This is a genomic window from Lachnoclostridium sp. Marseille-P6806, from assembly GCF_900625025.1.
Taxonomy (GTDB): Bacteria; Bacillota; Clostridia; order Lachnospirales; family Lachnospiraceae; genus CAG-791.
The window spans coordinates 1-26,080 of the sequence record NZ_LR130575.1 but is presented as its reverse complement, the minus strand read 5'-3'; the positions used below and the strand labels follow the sequence as shown (position 1 = coordinate 26,080).

General features: G+C 58.8%; 26 protein-coding genes. 2 read left to right on the top strand and 24 right to left on the bottom strand.

Annotated features, from left to right (window positions below; all coding sequences use genetic code 11):
- Positions 1 to 34: 34 nt before the first annotated feature.
- The 17 genes from pheA to E0E20_RS02470 form a co-directional block, all read right to left on the bottom strand.
- Positions 35 to 1,177 (bottom strand): prephenate dehydratase, encoded by a 1,143-nt coding sequence (gene pheA, locus E0E20_RS02550; protein WP_130836529.1) that lies wholly within the window; start codon positions 1,175 to 1,177, stop codon positions 35 to 37.
- Between the two features lie 127 nt (positions 1,178 to 1,304).
- Complete coding sequence (gene prfA, locus E0E20_RS02545; RefSeq protein ID WP_130836528.1) at positions 1,305 to 2,396, bottom strand: peptide chain release factor 1; 1,092 nt, start codon at positions 2,394 to 2,396, stop codon at positions 1,305 to 1,307.
- Positions 2,397 to 2,421: 25 nt separating this feature from the next.
- Positions 2,422 to 3,279: a peptide chain release factor N(5)-glutamine methyltransferase gene (prmC, locus tag E0E20_RS02540; protein WP_130836527.1), complete on the bottom strand. Its 858-nt coding sequence runs from the start codon at positions 3,277 to 3,279 to the stop codon at positions 2,422 to 2,424.
- Positions 3,276 to 4,295: a DUF1385 domain-containing protein gene (locus tag E0E20_RS02535; protein WP_130836526.1), complete on the bottom strand. Its 1,020-nt coding sequence runs from the start codon at positions 4,293 to 4,295 to the stop codon at positions 3,276 to 3,278. The genes prmC and E0E20_RS02535 overlap by 4 nt, the downstream gene beginning before the upstream one ends.
- A 93-nt stretch (positions 4,296 to 4,388) precedes the next feature.
- The gene (rpmE, locus tag E0E20_RS02530; protein WP_130836525.1) at positions 4,389 to 4,595 is read right to left on the bottom strand and encodes a 50S ribosomal protein L31; all 207 of its coding nucleotides are present in this window, start codon (positions 4,593 to 4,595) and stop codon (positions 4,389 to 4,391) included.
- A gap of 122 nt (positions 4,596 to 4,717) precedes the next feature.
- Positions 4,718 to 5,392, bottom strand: coding sequence for a sigma-70 family RNA polymerase sigma factor (locus E0E20_RS02525; protein ID WP_165443947.1), 675 nt, complete (start codon positions 5,390 to 5,392; stop codon positions 4,718 to 4,720).
- A gap of 88 nt (positions 5,393 to 5,480) precedes the next feature.
- Positions 5,481 to 6,203 (bottom strand): 23S rRNA (guanosine(2251)-2'-O)-methyltransferase RlmB, encoded by a 723-nt coding sequence (rlmB, locus tag E0E20_RS02520; protein ID WP_242622649.1) that lies wholly within the window; start codon positions 6,201 to 6,203, stop codon positions 5,481 to 5,483.
- Positions 6,204 to 6,271: 68 nt separating this feature from the next.
- A complete protein-coding gene (locus E0E20_RS02515) occupies positions 6,272 to 6,694 on the bottom strand; it encodes a Mini-ribonuclease 3 (protein ID WP_130836522.1) in 423 nt (140 codons plus the stop codon).
- The gene (gene cysS / locus E0E20_RS02510; protein WP_130836935.1) at positions 6,679 to 8,166 is read right to left on the bottom strand and encodes a cysteine--tRNA ligase; all 1,488 of its coding nucleotides are present in this window, start codon (positions 8,164 to 8,166) and stop codon (positions 6,679 to 6,681) included. The genes E0E20_RS02515 and cysS overlap by 16 nt, the downstream gene beginning before the upstream one ends.
- Positions 8,167 to 8,177: 11 nt before the next feature.
- Positions 8,178 to 8,735, bottom strand: a complete 558-nt coding sequence (gene ispF / locus E0E20_RS02505; RefSeq protein WP_130836521.1) for a 2-C-methyl-D-erythritol 2,4-cyclodiphosphate synthase — start codon at positions 8,733 to 8,735, stop codon at positions 8,178 to 8,180.
- A gap of 89 nt (positions 8,736 to 8,824) precedes the next feature.
- Complete coding sequence (locus E0E20_RS02500) at positions 8,825 to 10,003, bottom strand: phosphoribosylaminoimidazolecarboxamide formyltransferase (RefSeq protein ID WP_130836520.1); 1,179 nt, start codon at positions 10,001 to 10,003, stop codon at positions 8,825 to 8,827.
- A 21-nt stretch (positions 10,004 to 10,024) separates the two neighbouring features.
- Positions 10,025 to 10,744, bottom strand: coding sequence for an IMP cyclohydrolase (locus tag E0E20_RS02495; RefSeq protein ID WP_330508754.1), 720 nt, complete (start codon positions 10,742 to 10,744; stop codon positions 10,025 to 10,027).
- A gap of 256 nt (positions 10,745 to 11,000) precedes the next feature.
- A complete protein-coding gene (locus E0E20_RS02490) occupies positions 11,001 to 12,164 on the bottom strand; it encodes an endonuclease/exonuclease/phosphatase family protein (protein WP_242622624.1) in 1,164 nt (387 codons plus the stop codon).
- Positions 12,165 to 12,180: 16 nt separating this feature from the next.
- The gene (locus tag E0E20_RS02485; protein WP_165443946.1) at positions 12,181 to 13,296 is read right to left on the bottom strand and encodes a GGDEF domain-containing protein; all 1,116 of its coding nucleotides are present in this window, start codon (positions 13,294 to 13,296) and stop codon (positions 12,181 to 12,183) included.
- Between the two features lie 72 nt (positions 13,297 to 13,368).
- Positions 13,369 to 14,244, bottom strand: a complete 876-nt coding sequence (locus E0E20_RS02480; RefSeq protein WP_130836517.1) for a phosphoribosylaminoimidazolesuccinocarboxamide synthase — start codon at positions 14,242 to 14,244, stop codon at positions 13,369 to 13,371.
- A gap of 357 nt (positions 14,245 to 14,601) precedes the next feature.
- Positions 14,602 to 15,549 carry an AraC family transcriptional regulator gene (locus E0E20_RS02475; protein WP_130836516.1) on the bottom strand — a complete coding sequence of 316 codons (948 nt, stop codon included), beginning with the start codon at positions 15,547 to 15,549 and terminating at the stop codon, positions 14,602 to 14,604.
- A gap of 4 nt (positions 15,550 to 15,553) precedes the next feature.
- Positions 15,554 to 16,525, bottom strand: coding sequence for a D-2-hydroxyacid dehydrogenase (locus E0E20_RS02470; RefSeq protein WP_130836515.1), 972 nt, complete (start codon positions 16,523 to 16,525; stop codon positions 15,554 to 15,556).
- Between the two features lie 89 nt (positions 16,526 to 16,614).
- Between E0E20_RS02470 and E0E20_RS02465 the strand changes: the two genes are divergently transcribed.
- Complete coding sequence (locus tag E0E20_RS02465) at positions 16,615 to 17,307, top strand: 4'-phosphopantetheinyl transferase family protein (RefSeq protein ID WP_130836514.1); 693 nt, start codon at positions 16,615 to 16,617, stop codon at positions 17,305 to 17,307.
- Positions 17,308 to 17,422: 115 nt separating this feature from the next.
- Here E0E20_RS02465 and E0E20_RS02460 read toward each other — a convergent pair whose 3' ends face one another.
- The 7 genes from E0E20_RS02460 to E0E20_RS02435 form a co-directional block, all read right to left on the bottom strand.
- Entirely contained in the window at positions 17,423 to 19,555 is a 2,133-nt protein-coding gene (locus E0E20_RS02460) for a heavy metal translocating P-type ATPase (protein ID WP_130836513.1), read from the bottom strand.
- A gap of 6 nt (positions 19,556 to 19,561) precedes the next feature.
- Entirely contained in the window at positions 19,562 to 19,876 is a 315-nt protein-coding gene (locus E0E20_RS02455) for a DUF6110 family protein (RefSeq protein ID WP_130836512.1), read from the bottom strand.
- Positions 19,877 to 19,999: 123 nt separating this feature from the next.
- Entirely contained in the window at positions 20,000 to 20,440 is a 441-nt protein-coding gene (locus E0E20_RS02450; RefSeq protein WP_165443945.1) for a metal-dependent transcriptional regulator, read from the bottom strand.
- Positions 20,441 to 20,579: 139 nt separating this feature from the next.
- Positions 20,580 to 21,587 carry an aldo/keto reductase gene (locus tag E0E20_RS02445; RefSeq protein ID WP_130836510.1) on the bottom strand — a complete coding sequence of 336 codons (1,008 nt, stop codon included), beginning with the start codon at positions 21,585 to 21,587 and terminating at the stop codon, positions 20,580 to 20,582.
- A 139-nt stretch (positions 21,588 to 21,726) separates the two neighbouring features.
- Positions 21,727 to 22,278 (bottom strand): hypothetical protein, encoded by a 552-nt coding sequence (locus E0E20_RS14400; protein ID WP_330508744.1) that lies wholly within the window; start codon positions 22,276 to 22,278, stop codon positions 21,727 to 21,729.
- Positions 22,279 to 22,508: 230 nt separating this feature from the next.
- Positions 22,509 to 22,727, bottom strand: coding sequence for a hypothetical protein (locus E0E20_RS14395; RefSeq protein ID WP_330508742.1), 219 nt, complete (start codon positions 22,725 to 22,727; stop codon positions 22,509 to 22,511).
- A gap of 158 nt (positions 22,728 to 22,885) precedes the next feature.
- Positions 22,886 to 25,738, bottom strand: a complete 2,853-nt coding sequence (locus E0E20_RS02435; RefSeq protein WP_130836509.1) for an alpha-L-rhamnosidase — start codon at positions 25,736 to 25,738, stop codon at positions 22,886 to 22,888.
- Between the two features lie 121 nt (positions 25,739 to 25,859).
- Here E0E20_RS02435 and E0E20_RS02430 point away from each other — a divergent pair.
- Positions 25,860 to 26,080, top strand: a 221-nt coding sequence (locus E0E20_RS02430) for a hypothetical protein (RefSeq protein ID WP_130836508.1), incomplete at its 3' end; no start/stop codon positions are given.

Sequence of the window (26,080 nt, the reverse complement as noted above, 5' to 3'; positions counted from 1 at the left end):
CCCCGCAAACTGCCTGCCGGTGCCGCAGCCGGACTCAGTAATTGCCCAGAATTCTGAGATTTCTCGCCTCGTCCCGGAGGCCGCGCAGCGCGTTTCGCACGCCGCTGTCCCCGAGGTTCCCCTCAAAATCAATAAAAAAACGGTATTCCCAGTTCCGCCCCTCGATCGGACGGCTCTCGATCCTGTTCATACTGAGATCATTATAAATAAAATGCGACAATATCCGATACAGGGACCCGCTCTCGTGAGGAATCTCAAGGCAGAGACTGATCTTGCACGCGTCCCGGCGGAATACTTTCTGATTGGTGCAGATGATAAAGCGGGTTGAATTGGTCTCGGAGGAATTGATCCCCTCCGCGAGGATCCCGAGCCCGTACGCCTCCGCCGCATAGGCCCCCGCAATCGCCGCGGCATGAATATCGCCGTCCTCCGCTACTTTTTTTGCGGCAAAGGCGTTGTTCTGCATGCTGACCTGCTGCCATGAGGCATGCTCCGAAAGAAAACGCTCGCTCTGCATCAGTGACTGCGCGTGGGAATACACTGTCCGGATCGAATCGAGCGTCGTTCCCGGAACCCCCATGAGGCAGTGCCGGACCGGCAGAATCTGTTCTCCGACAATGTAGTTTTCATATTCCGCAAGCAGATCATATATCTGCGAGACGATGCCCGCCGTGGAGTTTTCAATCGGAAGAACCGCGTAATCGGCGCTCCCCTCCTCGATGGCCGTCATGGCGTCCCGCCAGCTCTCCACCGCGAGGCTGGCGCTTTCGCTCCCGAAAAACCGGCGCAGCGCCTCCTCGGAGTACGAGCCTTTCGCCCCTTGATAGACGACGCGGCATTCCGCTCCCCCGATCTGATCCACCGGGATAAAAGGAAGACGGCTCATGCCGCCGCTCTCCTGCACGAGCTGATACTGCTTTTTCCGGCTGATGGACATGATCTGCTGGAACAGCTCCCGCACGCCTCTCTGATTGAAGCCGCCGTGCGCAAGACTTTCCAGAGTGCGGAGCTTTTCCTGCTCCCGCGCGGGATCGAGAATCTTCTTCCCCGTCCGGATCTTATACGCGGCGACCCGCTCGGACACGCTCATCCGCCGCTCGTACAGCGCCACGATCTGCCTGTCGATTTCGTCGATCTCAGACCGGCAGTTTTCAAGCTCTCCCAGTGAATCGCTCATCCGATTCCTCCATGCCGAAGCACCTTGGTGCGAGACGCGCAGCGCCCCGCACGATACGGAAAAGCCGGCCCGCTCCCCGCCACTCTGACGGAGAACGGCCGGCACGTTTATGCCTGCGCTTATTTTATCATAACACGGACGATTCCCGCTCGCTCATTTTGAGCAGCTTCGCCGCCTGATCCGCGGCGGTCAGCGCATCAATGAGCTCGTCGAGATCGCCCTCCAGAATATCCTCGATCCGGTGCAGCGTCAGCTTGATCCGGTGATCCGTAACACGTCCCTGCGGGAAATTATATGTGCGGATCTTCTCGGAGCGGTCCCCCGTCCCCACCTGACTGCGGCGCAGATCGGCCTCCTCGTCATGGCGCCTCTGCTGCTCCAGATCATACAGCTTGGAGCGCAGCAGCGCCCATGCCTTGGCCTTGTTCTGAAGCTGGGAGCGCTCCGTCTGGGAATAGATCACGATGCCGGTCGGCAGATGCGTAAGGCGCACCGCGGAATCCGTGGTGTTCACGCCCTGCCCCCCGTTCCCCGAGGCGCGGGTGATATCCATGCGCACATCCGACGCCGGAATATCCAGCCCGATCTCGTCGGAAATCTCGGGCATGACGGCCACGGTACAGGTCGAGGTGTGGATCCGTCCGCCCGATTCCGTCTCGGGCACACGCTGTACGCGGTGCACCCCGCTCTCATATTTGAAGCGCGAGAACGCGCCCTGCCCCGAAACCGTAAAGGTGACGTTTTTCATTCCCCCGATCCCGATCTCCTCATACTCCTCCGTGGCGACGCGCCATCCGCGTTTTTCCGCATAATGAACGTACATCCGATAGAGCTCGGCCGCAAACAGCGCCGCCTCGTCGCCGCCCGCCCCGGCCCGAAGCTCGATGATGACGTCTCTCTCATCATTGGGGTCCTTGGGCAGGAGGAGAACCCGCAGCTCCTCCTCCCGCTCCGCCGCCGACGCTTTCGCCGCCGCCAGCTCCTCCCGGAGCATGCTCTTCATTTCAGGGTCCGTTTCTCCCTCCATGAGCGAAAGCGAATCCTCCATGTCGCGGAGCGCCCTTTGATACGCCGAAAACGTCTCCACGAGAGGGCGAAGCTCATTCTGCTCCTTCATCAGCGAGCGGAAGCGTCCCTGATCGTTCGCCGTCCCCAGCTCCGCCAGCTCGCGGGTGATATCCTCGCTCCGCACGGAGAGCGCCTGCAATTTATTCAACATCGAATCCTGCATGGTACACCTGCCTTTATCCGCCGAGCTCGCCCCGGACGACGCGGTCCCTCCCGCCGTAATCCTTTACGACCCGCAGCTCCCGAAAGCCCTGCTCCCGCATGAGCGAGGACACCGCCTCTCCCTGATCATAGCCGATCTCCATAAGAAGCAGCCCTCCGGTCGCAAGCCTGCCGCGGATCCCCGCAAGGATCCTCCGGTAAAAATCGAGTCCGTCCGCTCCGCCGTCGAGCGCCATGCGCGGTTCGGCGCAACGCACCTCCTCCATCAGCGTCGGTATCACCGATGACGCGATATACGGCGGATTGGACACCGCAAGGTGAAAGCGCCCGGAGCGCTCTGCCGGAAGCGCGTCGTAGAGATCGCCCTCCAGAAAGGAGCAGCGGTCCGAAAGCCCCAGAGCCCGCGCGTTTTCCTCTGCCACAGCAAGGGCTCCCGGCGAGAGATCGGTTCCGACGCCGCTCGTATCATTGGAATAGTGCAGGAGGCTCAGCAGAATGCAGCCGCTCCCGGTGCAGAGATCGAGCACCCGCATTCCGTCGTGAAGCTCCCGGAGCGCCTCCTCGGCAAGGATTTCCGTATCCTGCTCCGGAATGAGCACCGCCTCCGTCACGTGAAAGCGCAGTCCCATAAAATACTGCTTGCCGAGGATATAGGCCGCCGGCTCATGCGCTGCCCGGCGCGCGATCATCCCCTCATAGGCGCCGCGCTCCTCCGCGGAAACCGGCCTCTCCCCGTGGCACAGGAGGGTCTGCTGATCGGTTCCGCACACCGCCTCGAGAAAAAGCCGGGCATCCAGCGCCGCGTCCTCATCGGGCGGCGTCATCGACCGGAGCGCCGCCAGACCGCTTTCATAGAGCTCCCTGTACGTCATAGAGACTCCTCGAGCTCCTGCTCTGTATAGCCGAACTCCTCCCGGAGATAGCGCTTCCAGTCGCAGACGGCCTCCACCGAGGCAATCGCGACCCGTATCATCTCGTTGTCCGGCTCCTTTGTCGTGATCCTTTGAAGCCAGAGCCCCGGTGCCGAAAGAACGCGAAGAAACAAGTTGTCCCCGCGTCCGGCGAGCCGGATAATCTCGTAGGAAATTCCCGAAATGACGGGGATCAGGACAAAGCGCAGGAGAAGACGCAGCACGCGGCTGTCCACGCGGATAAAGAAGAACAGCACGATGCTCACCAGCACCACCAGAATCAGAAAGCTGCTCCCGCAGCGCCGGTGAAAGCGCGTGCTCCGCCGCACATTGCGGACGGTCAGCGGCTTCCCGCTCTCCAGGCAGTTGATGCACTTATGCTCCGCGCCGTGATACTGGTACAGCCTGCGGATGTCTTTCATCGCGCTGATCGCCACGATGTAGACAAGAAAAAAGACGAGACGGAGAACGCCCTCTATGATCGCCATGAGCGAGGCGCTGCGGATAAACACGTTCAGCCGTTCGGAAACCCAGAGCGGCAGAACGACAAAAAGTCCGATGGCAAAGAGAAACGACATCACCATGGTAAAGGTCTTGATCAGCTTTTCCCCCTTGCCGCCGGAGATCCGGTCGAGCGCCCGGTCGAGTTTTGTCGGCTCCTCCGTCTCCTCCTCATAAAAGGAGGTCGAAAAGCTGAGGCTCTTCATCCCGAGAATCAGAGAATCCAGAAAGACGAATACGCCGCGGACAAAGGGAAGCTTTGTCCAGATCGTATTTTCGAGAGGCCCGTGGTACTCGTCGACCTCCGTCTCAATCTGCCCGTCGGGCCTGCGCACCGCCACCGCGTACATGCTGCCGTTCTTCATCATGACGCCTTCAAGCACGGCCTGTCCGCCGATGCCGGAGTAATGCTGCTTTTGTCTCCCGGGCCGCTTCTCCTGTCTCTGCCGCTTCTGTTTTTCCCGCTGCTCTGCCATACGCTTCCGTCCCCGTCCGTTTCCGCCTGTCACAAAACACAAAAAAGGCTGGGACAGCCGCCCCAACCTCTCTGCATGTCGACCCTGTTAAAATCAGTCAGCCTTGACACCGTATCTCTTATTGAATCTGTCGATACGTCCCTTGGCCGCCGCCGCTTTCTGCTGGCCGGTGTAGAACGAATGGCACTTGGAGCAGACCTCTACGTGAATCTCAGGCTTCGTAGAGCCGGTCACAAACGTGTTGCCGCAGTTGCAGGTAACAGTTGCCTGATAATACTCGGGATGAATTCCTTCCTTCATGCTTCTCACCTCTCTATCCATCAACAGAAACCTGTTGTAATTGTCTGTCTCTCAGAACAGCTCATTCATGATAACACAGGAAATCAGGGAAATGCAAGGGTTATTTGGCGGATATTCCCCACTCACCGTTCCCTCTCTTTCAGGATCCGCCGCAGCTTGCCGCGTACCCTCTGAATCGCATTGTCGACGGACTTGGCGTCGCGGTTCAGAATCCGCGCGATCTCCGCATAGCCGATTCCGGTCTGCATCAGATAGCAGACGTCCGTCTCGAAGTCGCTCAGCGTCTCCTCCATGCGGAGCAGGAGCGTTTCCATTCTCTCCTCCGCGATGAGCTGCTCCTCCGGGCTCTTCCCGAGCGCGCCGGACGGCATATGACGCACATTCTGCTCGCTCAGAATATCCTCCAGCGTGCCGCCGCTCTCCTCGCTCCCGTCCTCGCCTGCGATCTGCGCCTGCAGAGAGAGCGCGCTGTTGAGGGGCATGTTCTTCAGGCGGACATGATTCCGGATATAGGTATACATCCGGCGATCCACACACAGCGCGGCAAAGGTTCGATAGGAGGCGTCCCGCCCGCAGTCATAGTCCTGCGCGGCGCGGAACAGGCCGATCATTCCCTCCTGAATCAGCTCCGCCTTTTCAACGCCCTGCCTTTTCGTCGGCGCCGCCATGGAATCCGCCCGGCGGCGGACCATCTCCTTATAGCGCGCAATCAGAACCTCCTGCGCGTGAGGATCCCCGTCCCTGTGCAGGCGGATCAGCTCCTCATCGGAAAATCTGCCGTACTGCTCCCTGTGCAAGCCGCCTGCGCCTCCCTCCGACGTCTCTTCGCTTCTCCTGACCGCAGTTTTGCCGTCCGGCCCTGACGGCCGCCCGGCGTTTCCGCTTTTATCCGTCCGTTCTCTGGCGAAGAATTTCATACGCCAGAACGCCGCAGGCGACCGACGCATTCAGCGACTCGATCTCGCCCCTCATCGGAATCGAGGCGATCATATCGCACTTTTCCCGCACCAGATGGGAGACGCCGCTTCCCTCCGCCCCGATCACAAGGCCGATCGGTCCTTTCAGCTTCAGCCGCGTCATGGGCTCCCCGTCCATATCCGCGCAGACAAACCAAAGCCCGCGCGTTTTCAGCTCCTCGATGGTACCCACCAGATTGGTGACGCGGGCGACCGGCGTAAAATTCAGAGCCCCGGCTGAGGTTCTGGCCACGGTGGCCGTGAGCCCCGCCGCACGGTCTTTCGGAATGATGACACCCTGCGCGCCGACCGTATTCGCCGTCCGGATGATCGCCCCCAGATTGTGCGGGTCCTCGATATTATCAAGAAGAATGAAGAACGGATCCTCTCCCCGCTCCTCCGCTCTGCGGAACAGCTCGTCAAGCTCGCTGTAATGATACGCCGCCGCATGTGCGATCACACCCTGATGATGCCCGGTCTCCGACATCTGATCGAGACGTGCCTTTGTGACAAAGCGCGTGACGATATCCCGTTTCGCCGCCTCCCGGCGGATCGTCAGCACCGCGCCGTCCCGGCAGCCGTCCTGCACATAGAGACGATCGACGGGCCGTCCCGCCCGCAGCGCCTCGATCACCGCATTGCGGCCCTCAATGCAGAGCGTATCCTTTTCTCCGCGGCGCGAAGAAAAGGCCGCATCCGATTTTTTCCTGCTGTTGTCTCTCAAAGATATCCTCCCAGACGCATGCCCTCACGGATCAGCTCCAGCAGGCGCTCCTGTTCTTCTTTCAGATAGAGCCAGCCGCACAGAGCCTCCAGCGCGGTCGCCTCCATATATTCCTCTTCCGTGGCGTTCTTTGCCTTATGATTCGGGTTCGCGTTGCGCCCCCGCCGGTAGACGCTGCGCTCCTCCTCCGTAAGAAGAGACTGCAGCGCCCGGCCGATCGCCGCCTGCGCACCCGCGCAGACATAGCGGCTCGTTTCCCTGTGGAGCTTTTCCGGCGGGCGGTTTCCCCCTGCCAGCACAATCGCCCGGATCACCAGCGAAAAGACCGCATCGCCGATGAATGCCAGCGCGAGCGGCGAGTAGCTCCGGATGTCCTGCTTTTGGGCCGGAAAATACCGGAGGATCAGGCTTTCTTCCATTTTACGCCGTCTTTCGTATCCTCGAGAAAAATTCCTCGATCCCGCAGCTCATCGCGGATCGCATCGGCAAGCGCAAAATCGCGCGCTTTCCGCGCCGCCTGCCGCTCGGCAATCTTCGATTCCACGTAGGAAGCCAGAGTATCGTCCGCCTCGTTTTCTTTCTCAATGCGGATCCCGAGGATATCGGCAAAGGTCAGCAGCGCGCTGTGAAGCGCCGTAAGGAACGGCAGCGAGCTGTTTTCATCGGCATGAATATTGATCCAGCGGACAAGATCAAACACGGTGGAAATGGCGTCTGCCGTATTGAAATCATCATCCATGACCTTTTCAAAGCGGACACGGAATGCGTCGGCCTCGGAAAGAAGCCCTGTCTCCGCCTCGCTCATGCCGGCCGCCGGAGCAAAAAGCGAAGCCGCCTCCGCCGCTGTGCGTGCTGTACGCCCCTCCGCTCCCGCGTCCGTTCCTGCCGCGCGCTCCTCGAGATAGGCGAGGTTCGCCGCGCAGTTGCAGATACGCTCGTAGGAGGTCTTTGCCGACTCCATAAGCTCCCTGCTGAAATTGAGCGGGCTCCGGTAGTGCACGGTCAGCATGAAATAGCGCACCACATTCGGATCGTACTGCGACGTGATATCGCGCACCGTGAAGAAGTTTCCCGCAGATTTGCTCATCTTGTGATTGTCAATGTTGAGGAACGCATTGTGCATCCAGTAACGCGCAAATTCCGCCCCGTTCGATGCCTCGGACTGCGCGATTTCATTTTCATGGTGCGGGAAAATCAGGTCCTCTCCGCCCCCGTGAATGTCCATCGTGTCGCCGAGATACCGCTTGCTCATGACCGAGCACTCGATATGCCAGCCGGGGCGCCCGTCGCACCACGGAGAGGTCCAGTAGGGCTCCCCCTCCTTTTTCGGCTTCCATAGTACGAAATCCAGCGGATCCTCTTTCTGATCCTCGCCGGTAACCAGAAGAGTCCGGGCCCCGGAGCGCAGATCATCGACGTTTCGGTGCGAGAGCTTGCCATACTCCGGGAATTTTCTCGTCCGGTAGTACACCGTGCCGTCCGCCGCCGCATAGGCAAAGCCCTTGTCGACAAGGCTCTGAATCATGTCGATCATCCCCTGAATTTCCTGCGTCGCCTGCGGATGAACCGTGGCGGTGCGGACGTTCAGCGTCTCCATATCTTTCCGGCACTCCGCAATGTAGCGCTCGGAAATCACCGAGGCGTCGACGCCCTCCTCGTTGGCTTTCTGGATGATCTTATCGTCGATATCCGTAAAATTCGAGACAAAGCGGACCCGGTAGCCCCGGTACTCGAAATACCGCCGGACCGTGTCAAAAAAGATCATCGGTCTGGCGTTTCCGATATGAATGAGGTTGTACACCGTCGGCCCGCAGACATACATTTTTACTTCGCCGGGCGTGATCGGCCGAAATTCTTCTTTCTGTTTTGAGAGGTCGTTATAAATTTCCATTTCTGCCATCCTTATTGTCCTGCCGCACAGCCGCCGCAGCCGGGACACCTCCCGCCCGCCGGGGCGTCCGGACCGACCACCTGCGAACAGGCCTCCATCGCCGTACTGAGGAGCGCCGCAGCCTGAGACGCCATCCCCTCGCCGCTCCCGGTAAAGCCCAGATGCTCCTCCGTCGTCGCTTTGACGCTGACCTGCGATACGTCGATGCCGAGCGCCGCCGCCATATTAGCGCGCATCGCGTCGATAAAGGGCCGGAGCTTGGGCGCCTGCGCAATCACCGTCGCGTCGACGTTCTCGATAATAAAGCCGTTCTCACCAAGCAGCCCGGCGACCCGCTCCATCAGCTTCAGGGAGTCCGCTCCCCGGTAGCTCTCGTCGCTGTCGGGGAAGAGTTTGCCGATATCGCCCAGCGCCGCCGCCCCGAGAAGCGCGTCCATCACCGCATGGGCGAGGACGTCCGCATCCGAGTGGCCGAGCAGACCTTTTTCATATGGCACATGAACGCCTCCGAGAATCAGCTCTCTGCCCTCGACAAGGCGGTGCACGTCATATCCTGTTCCAATTCTCATAATCGTATGTTCTTTTCTTTCTGTACGGCGCACATATCAGCAGCCGTGCCGAAGATCTTCGGCACCAGCTCCCCTCTCCCGCACGGCAGTCAGTGATGGAACAGCCGTATTCCGGTGAAGCACATCACCATATCGTGGGAATCCGCCGCCGCGATCACATGATCGTCGCGCACCGAGCCGCCCGGCTCCGCGATGTAGCGGACACCGCTCCGGAACGCTCTCTCGATGTTGTCCCCAAACGGAAAAAACGCATCCGAGCCCAGCGAGACGCCCGTATTTCCGTCAAGCCACGCCCGCTTCGCCTCCGCGGTAAAAACCTCCGGCCTTTCGGTAAACACGGCCTCCCAGCGTCCGTCCGCGAGAACGTCCATGAAGTCCTCGCCAATGTAGAGGTCAATCGCATTGTCCCGGTCCGCTCTGCGGATGTCCGGACGGAATGGGAGCGACAGCACCTGCGGGCTCTGCCGCAGATACCAGTTGTCCGCCTTGGAGCCTGCAAGACGCGTGCAGTGAATCCTCGACTGCTGCCCCGCCCCGATGCCGATGGCCTGACCGCCCTTAACATAGCAGACCGAATTGGACTGCGTGTATTTCAGCGTGATCAGCGCAATGGCGAGATCGTCCCTTGCACTCTGCGGAAGCTCGCGGTTCTTCGTGACAATATTCGCAAACAGCTCATCGCTGATGTGCAGATCGTTTCTCCCCTGCTCAAAAGTAACGCCGAAAATCTGCCTCCGTTCCAGCGAATCGGGAACATAATCCGGATTGATCTCCAGAACGCAGTAGCCGCCCTTTTTCTTGGAGGAGAGGAGCGCCAGCGCCTCCTCCGTGTACCCCGGCGCAATGACGCCGTCGGATACCTCCCGGTGAATGAGCTTTGCCGTGTCCAGATCACAGACGTCCGACAGAGAAATGAAATCGCCGAACGAGCTCATGCGGTCCGCGCCGCGCGCACGCGCGTAGGCCGAGGCCAGCGGGGACAGCTCGCCCATATCCTCCACCCAGTATATCTTTCGCTCGATATCCGTGAGCGGCAGGCCAATTGCCGCACCCGCCGGGGAAACATGCTTGAAAGAGGCCGCCGCAGGCTTCCCCGTCGCCCGCTTCAGCTCGCGTACAAGCTGCCAGCCGTTAAACGCATCCATCAGATTAATGTAGCCCGGGCGTCCATTCAGAACCCGGAACGGGAGCTCGCCGCCGTCCGCCATACAGACGCGGGACGGCTTCTGATTCGGATTGCAGCCATATTTCAGTTCCAGTTCATTCATATAAAACCTCCGACACGGTTTTCAGGTATTTTTGTTCACGATGCGGCTCTCAAAGGCACCGGTCTTAAGATCAATAAAGCGAGTGAACAGTGAAACCCGGTTCTCCTCATTCAGCGCGTTCCATACTCTCTCTGCAAAGACATCGATGGAGGAGAGCAGCTCCTCATCCAGAGCCACCGGCGTGGGCTCGCCCTCAAAGCTCGGCAGCGGATTCCCGTCTCCCATATACGTATGAAGGAAATGTCCCTCACCCGGGCGCGGATTGGAATAGGCAAAGGTAAAGCGCTGACACTCGGAGAGGTCTCCGTGATTGCTCTTCAGAATGGACATGGCATAATTGTACTGACCGCCCTCGATGTGGAGCACGCCGGAAATACGAGGCGTGTAATTCGGCGCATCCGGCTCGAATTCCCGCTCTCGCAACGATTCCTCAAAGGTAAGCTGTCTGTCGAGTCCCTCGTAAATCGTGTCCGTCTGATCGCCGTTCGTCACAATGGTCTTGTTTCCGTAGACACGGACCGGCGCATAGATAATGAGACTGGGATCCTCCATTTTCGAGGGATCAAACGCCTGCGTCCGGATTCCGTCTCCGTCCGTCACAAAAACGCGGTTGCGGCTGTTGGCGCTGCGCCCCATAATAAAATACGCAATGACCGCCCGGTTTCCGTCCGCCGTCCGGCCAATCACGATTCCTCTGCCGGGATACTCATTTCCGCCGAGCTCTTTCTCCAAATTGACCATAGTCCCCTCCATGCCGAAACGCCTGTGCGGAATCCGCATCATAAACAGACAGCCCACAAGCCATGATTTATGGTTATGGATTATATCACAAAACAAAGCCATGCGGACTAAATTTAACAGACATGTACGTCGTGCCTGCACGTAAGGACATGTCTGTTAAATTTAGTCCATAGGGCGCAGCCCGAGAGCGAAAAATGCGTAGCATTTTGAGCTCCGCATGGCGGCCCGCACGTCTTTCATACATGGCACAGATTTCTCAGCGCAGCGTCACCTGCATAACGACCGGGTTATGATCCGAATGCGCAAAGCCCAGATCCTTTGTTCTCACATCGGCAAGCTCCACGTTCCGGGAAATGATAAAGCCGTCGATCACATAGAATTGAAACGCCGACGGATCGTGAGACGGCGCGGTTCCGTCCGCATTCACATAGGACTTGTCAAGAGAGCGGCAGGTCGGCGTTCCGGCGTCCGTCACAAAGTCCCATTCATCGCCGAATTCACTCACATCCAGCTCACCGCAGTGCCACATTCCCTCCAACTCCGGATAAAGCGACGGATCAACACTGGAAAAACGCTGGTTGAAATCCCCTCCGGCAATCACGTAATTGCCTTTTGCCGCCTCCTCGTTGAGAAAATCCCGCAGCATCGCCGTCTGCGCCGCTTTCCCCTCGCCGCTGTCATAGGCCTCCAGATGAAGATTGACCAGAACCAGCTCTTTCCCGGTTTCCGCATTGTTTTCATCCACAACCGGAATCCGGCTCGCCATCAGGCAGCGCTTCAGATTTGCAATCCGCACCGGCCATGTAAAGGGAACCGGAAGCTGAAGCCGCGCCGCATCCGTGACCCGGAGGCGGCTGAGAGTCATAACGCCCGCATCCACTTTACCGATGGGCGGAATGGGATACGGAATAAAGGGAACGCGCATATTGGGCGCCACGCTGCCCGCCTGCTCCGGAAAGGCCGCGTGCAGAAGAGCTGTCTCGTCAAGGTTATACGATCTTGCAGAACCGGCATCGACCTCCTGCAGCAGCACCGCGTCCGGGGCCTCCTGCCGGAGTTCCTCAAGAATGGCCTCCATATTTTCTGCAAGACGATGGCGGTCGGCCGTCTTCACATGCGTGCCGCCGTCCATGAAAAAGTCGGCATTATCGCCCAGACAGCCATAACCGATATTCCATGTCATGATCTTCAGGGCATCCCCGGACGACACCGGAGCTCCCGCTGCCGTCTGCGCGGCCGCGTCGGCATTCTCCCCGCCGTATCGTATTTCGAGCGCCTCCACATCCGCCGGGCGGTACTCGGCAAGCGTAAGCCAGCCCAGCACAGCGCCCAGAATAAGGAGCGGCGCCAGAATCACAACCGCGGCAATTCTCCGGATCCGTCTGCCGGCTGTTCTCTCACGTTTCTTTCTGCTTCTCACACCATCGCTCCTCTCCTCACGCCGTCGCTTTACCAGCATCCGCCTCACGGTATTCGCTGTTCCGTATCCGGTAGCCGTCCTTACCGTTCCGCTTCGTCTCATAGAGCAGGCCGTCGCAGATCTGGTACAGCACATCATAGGCCGGGTAGCTGCCGTTGTTGATGGCGCAGCCCACACTGACCGTCACCGGATGGTCCTCTCTCCCGTCGGGCGTAACGGAGCGAAGCGCCTCACGCAGGGACGCGAGCCTTTTCTGCACGCCCCGGTAGTCGTCCATTCCCAAGGCATAGACGGCAAACTCGTCTCCTCCCATCCGCATGACCACGTCGGAATCGCGGAACGAGCCCGCCAGCACGGCCGCGACAGACTTCAGAACCTCGTCCCCCACATCGTGGCCGAAATTATCATTGATCTGCTTGAAATCATCGATATCCAGCAGGATGAACGCTCCTGTCTGCGACCTTGACACGAGCTTTCGGATCTGCGGCTCGCCTCCGCGCCGGTTGCAGATCCCGGTCAGCGGATCGTGCTCCGCGTTTTCCTGTGCCTCAGAGCTTCTCCCCAGACTGGTAAGACGCCGGCTGAGCAGCGTGTAGTTCAGATACAGCGACGACACGGAGCATACGCAAAGATGCTGCATGTCATAGCGGAGAATATCGTTTTCCTTTGTCCGGATATCCACAGCCGCATAGACCGCCGACATCATCAATATCAGCACAAGCACGCGGATCGGCTTATCCAGAAGAAGGAAGGGAAGAACGAGCAGAAGAAAGAAAAACAGGAATGTCTCCCTCTCGGGCGCAAAGATCGCTCCGTGGACGATTTCCCAGAAGAGCGTAATGGCAATCCATATATATAGAGCCAGCGTCGCGTTGCGGCGCAGCGACTCATAAAAGGCAAAGAACACGGCGAGAGACAGGATAAAATACACCGCCATCTCAATGCAGTGCCCATACCCTGGCAGCGGCAGCCACAGAATCTGTGCCGCAAGAGACAGGGCGCTCGCGAGACATCCGAAGATAAGAAATCTTGCGAGGCACTGCAGATTTTCTTTTTCCAAATCCGCCCTGTATGCGTCGAACTCGGGCGGATTCAGCTTTCTCCATATATTTCTCACATAATGGCCAGCCATACTGCCTCCCCGATGACAGCCGCGCCGCAGAGGTTCTCCGCACCGCATATCGCCCCGGCGCCGGGGGAGAAATCACTCCCCCAGCTCCCTTCCCGTCAGCAGGCGGTAAGCCTCCTTGTACTTCGCAATCGTCCGGTCTATGATCTCCTGCGGCAGGTCATAGTCACTGTCCGGATTCGCTTTCAGCCAATCCCGGACAAACTGCTTGTCAAAGGACGGCTGGCTCTTTCCCGGCTCATAGCCCTCAACAGGCCAGAAACGGCTGCTGTCCGGCGTCAGCATTTCATCGGCGAGCACCACGTTCCCGTTTTCATCCAGACCGAACTCAAACTTGGTGTCCGCAATGATGATTCCCTTTGTCAGCGCATAATCCGCGCACTTCTTATAGAGAGCGATCGTACAGTCCCGGATCGCGGACGCATATTCCCTGCCTCGTCCCGGAAACGCCTTTTCAAGAACCACGGCGCTACTTTCAAAGTCGATATTCTCATCGTGATCGCCGATCTCCGCCTTGGTGCTGGGCGTATAGATGGGTTCCGGCAGTCGGCCGCATTCCTGAAGTCCCTCCGGCAGGCGGATTCCGCAGACCGTGCCGTTCTTCCGGTAGCTCTCCCAGCCGCTCCCCGTGATGTAGCCGCGGACGATACACTCAATCGGCAGCATCGTCAGCCTGCGGCACAGCATGGATCTCCCCGCAAAGCGCTCGTTCTGGAAATACTCCGGCATATCCTCCACATCGCAGCTCAGCATATGGTTCGGCAGAATATCTTTCGTATAATCGAACCAGAAGCGGGACATCTGCGTCAGCACTTTTCCTTTGTCTGTGACCTGATTCTTAAGAATGACGTCAAACGCGGAAATGCGATCCGTCGCGACCATGATCAAGCGGTCGCCGGCATCATAGATCTCACGCACCTTGCCCTCTTTGACCGGTTTGAATTTCTGCATAAAACTCCTCCATGCCGAAGCACTTTCGTGCGAGGCGCGCGACGCAATCACCCAGCGCCGGCGCGCAGGGTGCCGAGCCGCTTTGCGGCTCATGCCGTCCCTTTACCTGACAGCATTTTTCGTTTGCTGAAAGGTCCGCGCAGGCGATTTTGCGTCTGCAATCAAAGGCGATTTGGGCTTCGGCACAAACCGCTGTGGGAAAAATCAGCGCCTCCGCATGATTTTTCCCACCAATCTCCTCCCTGAGTGGATGAATATATCATATTTATTATATACGCGGGCCCCAAATTAGGAAAGGTGCCATGCGCCGGTGCCGCGCTTTCACCCGAAAGAAAAGAAAGCCCCGATGCCGGAGGATCACCAGCCCTTTTCCGCGGAAATATGAAATTTAAGAAGCGTGCTTTCAAAGTTCGCCGGATCCTTTTTCCACTGGTACGGCGTAACACCGATGAACTTCTTGAAATTCCGGTTGAACGTCGACACCGTGAGAAAACCGCAGCGGACGGCAATATCGTTCATCGCCTCATCCGAGCGCTTCATCCGCTCACAGGCCATACGGATACGGACGGCATTGATATAGTCAACCGGCGTCATTCCCATATATTCCACAAACAGCCGGCGGAAATGCGTCTCGCTCATGCTGCACAGCCCCGCAAGCTTCTCGACCCGTACCGGCTCCGCATACTCCGTCTGAATATATTCAAGCGCCGGATGAATCACCGTCATGCCGCACATCCGCCCGGAGCAGGGACAGGAATCCCCCTCGTCCGGCTGCCGCCCCGCAATCCGTGCAATTTCAAAGAGCAGCACCCGGAGAAGTCCCTCAACCGCTTCAACATAGAACTCTCTCTTGTGACGCATTTCCTCCATCGCTGCAAGGGCGACGGCCGTAAGCTGCGGGTACTGATTCTGTTTTCCGAGCACAGCGTCCCGATTGATAAGAGACAGCATGTGCTGGCAGTAATGTTCGTTTTCCGGGTACAGCGAACGGAGCAGCTCCTCCGGATCAAGAAACAGATATTCCCAGAAGCTCTGTGTTCCCTCCTCACTGTCCGTATTGTGCGGATAATTTCTGGGGATCACGCTGATCATTCCCGGCTCATACGGAAGACACCGGTCGTTCAGCGTAAGAATCCCCGTCCCCTGCCGACAGTAACCGATCTCCAGCAGATTATGAAAATGCAGATAATCGATCCCTTCCCCATACCGGCGAACCCATGACGGTCCCAGCAGGGCAAGGCAGTGCTCTTTCTGCGGCAGGTCATAATATCGAAACTGAATATTGTCTTTTTTCTTTCGGCCCATTCGATCAATATCCCGCGGAACGGTTTACCTGATGCGTCAGTTCCTTTCCATGCGTCCACGCCTCCAGATTGCCGCCCGCAATGCGAACAATTCTCTCAAAGGTTTCCTGCAGGAAAAACTGTCCGGCGACATGCGGCGTGATGAGGACGTTCGGCATGTCCCAGAGCGGATCATCGGCAGGAAGCGGCTCCGGCTCCGTGACATCAAGCCCCGCGCCGCCGAGCAGCCCCTCCTCCAGAACTGCCCGCAGGGCCTCCGGATCCACAGAGCTGCCCCGCCCCGCGTTGATGAGATACGCTCCTTTTTTCATAAGCCGCAGCGTTTCGTCATTCATGACATGGGTCGTTCCGGAGCCGCCGGGCAGCGCCATCGCCACAATATCCGCCCGCGGCAGAAGCTCATGCAGCGCCTCCATCGTATACTGCTCATCCAGATAGTCCGGCTTTGCGCTCTCTGTCCGGCGCACGCCGATGACACAGCGCGCACCTAGCGCACGGATTTTCCGCGCGTAGCTGCCGCCGATGTCCCCCAGACCCAGAACCAGCACTGTCGCTCCCTCGATCGAGGTCACGCTCCCCTCCGTCCTCCAGAGACGCTGCTCCTGATTGTGGTGATAAAAGCCCATTTTTCGCACAAGCCCGAACGTCAGCGCGAGCATATGCTCCGAAACCGAGAGTCCGTAGGCACCCGAAGCGCAGGTCAGCGCCTGCTCCTGCCGGAGAATTCCCGGCTTCACATAGGGATCCGCTCCCGCGGAATTGAGCTGAACCCATTCGAGCTCCGGCGCCGCCGCGAGGAGCGGCGGACTGACATTGCCGATCACCGCGCTGACGTCCCGCAGATCCGCTTCCGTCACCTCGGAGGCGGGGATATAGCGAAAGGAACAGGCAAAATTTCCTCCGGCCGCCCGCTCCTCAAAGTATTTTCTGCGCTTCTCCGCCGCCGGAATGCCGACCAGAACGACTTTTTCCGTCATATGTTCTCTCCCTCTTCTCTGTCTGACCCGATCTGTCGTACAATGCAGATAGTGCAAAAAAGCCTGTTTTTATAAGAAAGAATCATACCATGCTTCTCTATCTGTGTCATGTGAGTTCGGCCTTTCTGTCGGCTCCGTCGGAAGAGCTTATTTCTCTCCTCCCCGCATACCGCCGGGAGCGTCTCCGCCGCATAAAAAATCCCGCCGACCGGGCCAGAAGCCTTGTCGGCGGGCTGATGCTGCGCCGCTATGCCGGAATCCTCGAGGACAGCGACCTGCGCTTCTCGCCGCAGGGAAAGCCGTCCGCCTCCCGCGGCTCTGTTTTTTTCAGTCTTTCTCATTCCGGCAGTCTCGTTCTCGCCGGCGTCTCGTCCTCATGCGAGATCGGGGTTGACATCGAGACGCCTCGTGCGCTCAAAAAAGACATCCGCCGCATGATCTGCTCGGCGCGCGAGCAGGAGTGGCTCCGGAGCCGCGCGGACTGTGGCAGCGAAGCGGACGCATTTTTTTCGCTCTGGACCGCCAAGGAGGCCGTCATGAAAGCGACCGGCCTCGGCTTTTCCATGGGCGCCTCCTCCGCGGACGTCCTCCCCGTAGAGAACGGCATCCACCGCATCCCGGTCCCGGATGCGCGGGGCATAAGAACGCCGGAGCTCTTTTCCCTGTTCTGGCTCCGCGCAGGAAATGCGTTCCTCGCCGCTGCGGCCCGCGGCGAGGATGCGGATTGTGCGCTGCATGAGATGACGGAAACTGAGCTGTTTGCGGAGCTCACCCCGCTCTGAGCCGCGGGCGGGGCTCTCCCCGTTACTTTTTCTGATAGCCTGTTATCATTGCGCCGATAAAGCACACCACGGCCACCCACGCGAAAAATTTATGCCACTTCATGATTTCCCTCCATCAGTTTTTTCTGCCGGATTCATCATGTATCAGGTTCGTCATGCTCCGCATTCCGGTCACTACGGTCGCCGTATTGTGCAGAAGCGCCGATGCCGCCGGAGGGAGAACTCCCAGAGCCCCCAGAAAAATGAGGCCCGCATTGAATGAAATGATAAAACGGTAATTCCGGTGTATCCTCCGCATGAGCTCCATGGAGAGCCTGCGCAGAAGAACCAGCTCCCGGAGGCTGTCCGCCGTGATCGTGATGTCTGCGATTTCCCGCGCGATCGCCGCGCCCGCACTGACCGCTATGCCGCAGTCCGCCTCGGACAATGCCGGCGCATCGTTGACACCGTCGCCGATCATAATCACCCTGCGCCCCTTCGCATGCTCCGCGCGGATGAACGCCGCCTTATCCTCCGGCAGGACCTCCGCACGGAACTCATCAATACAGAGACTGCGGGCGATCACCGCGGCGGTTCTGAAATTGTCACCGGTCATCATCGCCGCCCTGCGGATGCCCAGACGGCGGAGCTCGCCGATCACCTCGGCCGCCTCGGCGCGAAGCGGATCAAAAATGTGGAGCACCGCGGCAAGCTCCCCGTCGATCGCGAGATACAGCTGCGAAAACTCCTCCGGGAGCGCCGCCAGCCTTTCTTCCTCACCCTGCGGAACCGAGCAGTGCTCGTCCTCAAAGACAAAGTGACGGCTTCCGATCAGAGCCCTCTTGCCGCCGATCGCGCTGACGATGCCATGCGCCACGACATACTGCACCTCAGAATGCATCTCTTTATGAATGATGCCGCGCTTTCTCGCCGCTTCCACAACCGCATTGGCGATGGAATGCGGATAATGCTCCTCGAGACAGGCTGCCGTCCGCAGCATCTCGGTTTCGCTCCGCCCGCCAAAGGTATCGATCCGCACCACGCACGGCGTGGCATGCGTCAGCGTTCCCGTCTTATCAAAGACGATGGTATCCGCCGCTGCCGCCGTTTCCAGAAACCGGCCGCCCTTGACCGTTATGCCGCGACTGCGCGCCTCGCGGATCGCCGACAGCACGGCGAGCGGCATCGAGAGCTTCAGAGCGCAGGAAAAATCGACCATCAGGAAAGAGAGAACCCGGTTCACGTTCCGCGTAAGAAGCCATGCTGCCGCCGCGCCGAACAGCGACCACGGGGTCAGCCGGTCGGCGAGACGGAACGCATCCGTCTCCGCGCCGGACTTCAGCTTCTCCGTCTCCTCGATCATGCGGACGATCTGATCATATTTTCCGGAGCCCGTCTTTTTTGTCACCGAGACGACAATCTCACCCTCCTCTACGACCGTCCCCGCATAGACATAGCCGCCCTCCGTCTTCGGCACGGGCACAGATTCTCCCGTCATGGAGGACTGATTCACCGTCGCGCTGCCGCCCGCTACCCGGCCGTCCAGAGGGATCACATGCGACGTTCTGACGCAGATCCGGTCTCCCTCGCAGACGTCACGGACATCGGTCAGAACCTCTCCCGCCTCCGTCAGAAGCCATACCCTGTCGATTCCGAGCGACAGGGAACGCGCCAGGTCGTCCACTGATTTGCGGTGCGTCCATTCCTCGAGAAGCTCTCCCACATCGAGGAGAAACATAACAGAGGCCGCCGTAGCAAAGTCTCCGCGGAGCAAAGAAGCAACCACTGCCGCCGCGTCAAGCACCGAAGCATCCAGCTTTCCCCGCCGAAGAGCAGACAGCCCTCTTGCGATAAAGCGAACGCTTCTAAACACCGCCCATACCGCACGAAGCGGCGCAGGAAAGAGCAGTCTGCGCAGTCCCCGCCCGATTACGGTAAAAACCAGTTTTTCCTCATATTTTCGCTCGAGGCCGCGTCCCGTATGCTCCGGGACAAGCGCCCGCGCATGTTCATCCTCATAGGAAAAGCGCCCGAGCGCCGCCATCAGTTCCTCCCGGCAGCGCTCCGCCCCCGCGTCTGTGATTCCCGCCTCCGTTCCGCCGTAGCGGATCACGGCATCGCCGGTACGGTCATAAACTCTGGCCTCCCTCACAAAAGGAAGATCTCTCAGATAATATTCCAGAATGTCCGCCTGCGCAGGCGTCATCCGGCTCTGTACCGCATGAATACGCATGCGGCCCGGGGATTCATGCATAATTCTGCATTTCATAGCGCATCACACAGCAGACTCATCCGCCCCGGCAGACTGTTTTGCCCCGTATTCCTCGAGCTTTGCTCTCGCATCCGCGATCTCGCGCTCCTCCTTTGCTCTTGCCCGCTCCTCGTTGATATCATCCGCAGCCGCGCTGATATCCTCGCAATTTTCGCGTATCGCTGTCACGGTCTTCATCACACAGTCCCCGCCGCGCTTGGCCGCCGCCGTGACATGCGTATACAGCTTTTTCGCATCCTCCGAGCTGAGAACGGCGATGCCGGCCGTTCCGAACAGCACTCCGCCCGCCCATAATCCGAGCTTTCCCCATCCGTTCATGATTTTCCCTCCATTGTATACAAAACCCGGCGCCGTAACCGCATTCGAACCGCAGGCTCCGCACCCTCCGTATTGACAGTCCTATCATAACCAGCTTCCGAGCTTAGCACAAAATAATCTTTGTTAGCCGGAAGAAACCGGATCGGCGTCCGAATCAGAGCGCGGGCTGCCGTCGGAGGAGCGCCGCTTCTCCGCCTCCTCGACATAGCGGCGGATTTTTTCGAACGTATCCTCGCTGATCGAATGCTCCACAAGACAGGCATCCGTCTCCGCCGCGGCCTCCGCCACGCCAAGACGCATGAATACGGACTTGAAAAACTCATGCTTCTCCAGCGTCGCCTCCGCAATCCGCAGTCCCTCCTGCGTGAGGCGGATCTCGCCGGAGTTCTCCCGCGTGATATAGCCCCCGCTCTCCAGCTTGCTGAGAGCAATGCTGACGCTCGGCTTGGAGAAGCTCAGATGCACCGCAACATCAATTTCACGGCACCAGCCTTTTTTCTTATTCAGCATCAGAATCGCTTCCAGATAATCTTCCTTCGATTTGCCGAGATGTTTTTCATCCATAGCTCTCTCACCCATAGCTTTCCCTGCCTCGTCCTCCCGTCCTCCCGCCTCGCGCGGGACTTTCATTTTTGTTAGTTTACACTAATCCAGGGGCGTCTGCAAGTAAAAGGGACGGGCCTTCGCCCGTCCCTGCCATGCTTCACCTCTGCTCGGCTGAATCGAGCGAAAGCCGGTCGATCTCCCGGAGCTCCTCGTCTGTAAACGAGGTATTTTCTGCCGCCCGGATATTGTCAAGAAGCTGCTGCGGCCTCGACGCGCCGACAAGAACCGAGGTCACGGCGCCGTCCCTAAGAATCCAGGCCAGCGCCATCTCCGCCAGCGTCTGTCCCCTCTGCGCGGCAAGCGCGTTTAGGCCCCGGAGCCTGCCGATGAGCTCCTCCGTAAGCTGCTCTCTGCGGAGAAAGCGCCCGTCGGTGCAGACGCGGCTGTCCGCCGGGATCCCGTTCAGATAGCGATCCGTCAGCATCCCCTGCGCCAGCGGCGAGAAGCAGATCAGGCCCTTCCCGATCCGCTGCGAGGTTTCTTTCAGTCCATTCTTTTCGATTGTCCGGTTCAGAATATTGTAGCAGTTCTGGTTAATGACAAAGGGCACATGCCGCTCCTCCAGAATCGTCGCCGCGCGTCGGAGCGTCTCGCCGTCGTAATTTGAAAGCCCGGCATACAGAGCCTTTCCGCTCCGCACGGCCTGCTCCAGCGCGCCCATCGTCTCCTCGAGCGGCGTCTCCGGATCCATCCTGTGATGGTAGAAAATATCGACATAATCCAGCCCCATTCTCCGAAGCGACTGATCCAGACTCACGAGCAGATACTTCCGGCTCCCCCAGTCCCCGTAGGGGCCTTGCCACATATCATAGCCCGCCTTGGTCGAAATAATCATCTCATCCCGATAAGCCCGAAAGTTCTCATCGAAAATCCGGCCGAAATTCCGCTCCGCGCTCCCCGGCTCCGGCCCGTAATTATTGGCCAGATCAAAGTGCGTGACGCCGTTGTCGAACGCCGTGAAGCAGATTTTTTCCATGTTGGAATACACACCGGTATCCCCGAAGTTGTGCCAGAAGCCCAGCGAAATTGAGGGCAGAAGAAGGCCGCTCCTCCCGCAGCGCCGGTACTGCATGGTGTCGTATCGTTTTTCATCTGCTGTGTACATATTCTCTCCCTTTTTCCGGCCGCGGCGAACGCTCCGCCCTCTGCCGGTTGCTGCGGGCCGTCATGAGCCGCCCGCGATGAAAGCGGGGCACGCGCCGCGTATTCAGAGAGGGCGCCCCGGTCATGTTATTATAGCTCTTTTACCTCCCCCTTGGTAATCCCGCATTCGTTGAACGCGTCCACGCGGAAAAAGTCCTCTGCCCACGGATCAGGACCCCGATTTTCTGCTCTCCCTTTCCGAATATCGTGTAGCTGTGGTACAGCTTATCGGGGGAGTGTCCCCAGCTTACGACATGATTCACGCCCTCCTCGGGCTCCCATGACGCCACGCAGTCCAGCTCGGACAGCCTGCGCAGAGAGTAGACGGGCGCCGCCGGAGCGTTCCCGGCGGAGCTTCCGAAGATCCGGAGCCCCGACATGCAGGCCGGTCCATGAAACGGAACCCCACATACCGTGATCTTCACATATCGAAGCTCCCAGCCCGGTTCTGACACGATCAGCTCGTGAGGAAGATCGGTATCCGCCTTGCCGTAGGACAGCAACATCCACTCCGGTCCAGACCACGGCTCTGCGTCAAGCCGCCTCGGCCAGTCCCTGAGATACTGATCGCAGAACAGTTCCCCCTCTTCGTCGAAGCCTGCCCGCCACAAGCCCAGACGGCGCTCCATATCATGATTTCTGCTGATGTGCATGGAGGAGATATGCCAGAATCATCCCTGCCGGTCCTCCAGCGTCGAGCCGTGTCCCGCGCCGGTCATAAAGCCGCCGGGATGGTAGGAATAGGGGTTGCTTTTTGCGGGAGTAAAGGGCCCCGGAGGAGCCGCTGATCGGATCCCTTGTCCGATAGTAATCGCTGTTCTCAAAGCGCCTGGAAGCGCAGAAATACAGATATTCCCCGATCACGCAGACATCCGGCGCATAATCATAGACCGGTATTCCCTCCGGCAGCCTGTGATATTCCCAGCCGCTGAGAGCCCCGCTGGTGTAAAAGCCGCCCGTCATAGAGAGGAATAAATAATAGCTCCCCCCTGAACTCGATCAGCGACGGGTCCGCCGCCTCTCTGCTGGCAAAGCACCGGCCCTTTCTTTCAAAAATCTGATACCGGTACGGAAGATTCATCGGATTACACAGATATTTCATTTTCCCTCCTTGCCGGAGCGCTTTATGCGAGGCACGCGCCGTAAAGCACCCTGCGCCGGCGCGCAGGGCGCCGAGCCGCTTTGCGGCTCGTGCCGTCCCTTTCCCTGACAGCATTTTCGTTTGCTGAGAGATCCGCGCAGGCGGTTTTACGGCTGCAATCAGGGGCCATTTGGGTTTCGACACAAATCGCCGTGTCGGAGCTCCGACAGCTCCGACACGGCCTGTCTAAGGCCTGCCGGATCCACCGGGATATAGGTCATCTCGGCAACATCCCGGAAAGAATGGCAGCCCATTTCCGGATCATGACACATTCCCGCCAGCGGAGGCGTCAGCCTCGCAAGGATCGCCAGCGCGGCAGGGAATTCCGCCGCCTTCCGGATCGGCGTATCCCAGCCGAAGATGGTCCGCAGATCCTTTTGCGGCCGGTAGCTCCAGCAATAGGAGCCGGCTTCCAGAGACAGCGTCCTGTGCTCCGGGTCAGAGGGCAGGATGACCGTCGCTTTCGCGCCGAACGGAATGACGGCGCTCACCGTGAGCGTGCCGTCCTCATGCAGCGTCCAGCCGCTCTCATACCTTCCTGCCGCCGAATCGTAGGCGGCCCTGACAAAGCGCAGTCTCGCGTCGGGCTCCGGCGCGATGAGCGCCTCCGCAAAGCCCGGCGTCACAGGACGGATCCCCGCGGCATAGGCATAGACAAATTCCATGACGGAGCCGTAGGAATAATGATTCAGAGAGTTCATTCCCGTGGGCGAGACGCTCCCGTCCGGGAGAACCGAATTCCAGCGCTCCCAAATGGTTGTGGCGCCGAGATTCACCTCATAAAGCCACCCCGGAAACTGCTCATGAAACAGAAAATCATAGGCGATATCCGTCATTCCGTTCTCGGCCAGCACAGTACACAGAAGCGGGGCGCCCACAAAACCGCCCTTGATCCGATACAGATCCTTCTTCAGTCTGGTCCGGAGCTGCGCGACAAGCTTTTCCCGATCGGCGCCGAGTCCGAATTTCAGCGCAAGGATGAGGCCTGTCTGCGTATCGACGGAAAGCCGTCCCGACGGAGTGAAATATTCGTTCAGGACAGCGCTCCGAATCTCCTCCGCCAATCTCTCATAGACCTTCCGAAGCCGGGAATAGCGCTCCGCCGCCTGCGCTCTGCCCTCCCGCTCCGCCTTTTGCGCGAGCAGCCCCGCCGCGTCCCTCACAAGCTCCGCGGAGTGACAGTAATAGGCCGTGGAGACATAGCAGTCGTCCGTGCTCCCCTTGAAACTGGTTTCCGTCGGACCGTCCAGCGCGAGCCAGTCGCCGAATGTAAAACCGAAATCGCAGAGGCGCTTTGCTTTATGGGAATCCGCGTCGTCCTGACGGACAAGCCAGTCCAGCCAGTCCCGCATCATGGAGAAATGCTGCTCCAGCTCGTCCAGAGAGCCGTAGTAACGATACAGATTCCACGGCAGGATTGTTCCCGCGTCGCCCCACACAGGGCCGGCATCCGTCTTATGACCGAGGTTGGGGATATAATTGGGTACGGCGCCTCCCAGGATGCTCTGCTCGTCGCGCAGATCGCAGATATACTTGTGAAAGAAGGCCCGCGTATCCATATGATAGCCTGCGGTCGGAGAAAAGACCTGTGCGTCCCCGGTCCAGCCAAGGCGCTCGGATCGCTGAGGACAATCGGTGGGAATGTCAATAAAGTTGGATTTCTGGCTCCACAGCGTATTTTCGTAGAGCCGATTGATCCCGGGGTGCCCCGTCTCGATCCATCCGCTCCTCGATAAGGAGGAATACAGGACACAGCCGGTGAAATCCGAGGCCCTTGGCTCCCCCGGCCAGCCGCTCAGCCTGACATAGCGAAATCCGAAGAAGGTAAAATGCGCCCGCACCTCCTCTTTCCGTCCGTCTGAGATATACCGGAACTCCGAAACCGCGTCCCGGTAATTGCCGCGGTAAAAGCTGCCCTGCTGCAGGATCTCCCCAAATTCCAGCAGGATCCTCGTCCCTCTTTCAAAATCTGCCTGAAAACAGACGAATCCGGCCAAATTCTGTCCGAAATCCAGAACCGTTTCTCCCGCCGGCGTGTGAATGATTTCCCTGACCGGAAGCGTTTCCTGTACTCTTACCGGAAGCGACAGCCGATCCCGCAGACGCTCTTTTGTCAGGTTCCTCGTGCCGTCCCTGTACTCGCGTATCACGCTCACCGGCCTCTCCCTGTTTTCCCGTCCCTCATAGAGCAGGCGATCAATGGTTTCGCCGTCATAGATGCCGGAATCCCTGATATCGGAGCCCCTGACCGTCCATGTCTCATCGGTCAGGATGCTCTCCCTGCTGCCGTTGTCATAGATCAGCTCCAGCTCCGCGATGGCCGCCATGCGATCCCCATAGTTGTTTCTTTGCAGCTCGAGCCCGAACAGACCGGAGAACCACCCCCTGCCGAGGACGATCTCCAGCCGGTTGCTTCCCTCCCTCAGACAGTCCTCCGCCGGCAGCGTGATAACCTGCAGTCTCCGCTCATAGTTCGTGAGATAAGGGGTCAGATATTCGTCCTGTATTTTTTCCCCATTCAGAAAGGCCTCAAAAAGACCGGCCGCCGAGATGTAGAGCCTTGCCCGCCTGACCGAACCTGCCGTCTCAAACGTCTTTGCGAAAATCGGGTGACAGGAGGCTTCGTCCGGAGCGGCGATCCACTCTGCCGCCCATGTCCGCCCCATTCTGCCCGTTTCGAAGGTGGAGATCCCCGTCGCCTTGTCCCCCGCGTCCCCCGTCACCTCAACCCTCCAGTAGTAGATCGTTCCTGGATCCGGCGCCAGCGGGATCACGGTTTCGATGGACGATACGGCATCCTTTTCCGCATGGAACAGAAGTTCTCTGAAATCCGGATCTGCCGAAACGGAAAGGCCGACATATACTGCCTTTTTCGAGACCGTGTCCGTCACCTTCCATGACGCGCGGATCCCCTCCAGCAGATATCCCACAGGCTGTTCTATTCCATTGATTTTCATCTGTGTGATCTTCATGCCGCTCCTCTCTGCTAGTGTAAAGTTTTCGTAGGAATACAGTATATAAAAAGGGATACCCCCTTTTGTGCTAAGATTAATGCACCACACAACAATCCGGCACAGAAAAGAGGTACCCCCTATGCTTGAAAGTATACTACAGTTTGGCCAGAGCGGGATTCCTGAACTGGTACAAATCCAGGAAAGTTTCTTCGATGATCCGACGAAGATTGCAGAATTCATCCATGATGGATCCGGGATCTTTATCCGGGCAGCCCTCCACTTCTTTGGTGAGACGTTCACCCGGCTTGACGAACACCTGCGGAACAGCTTCTGCCGGAAAAAGGACTGGTACATCGTCCG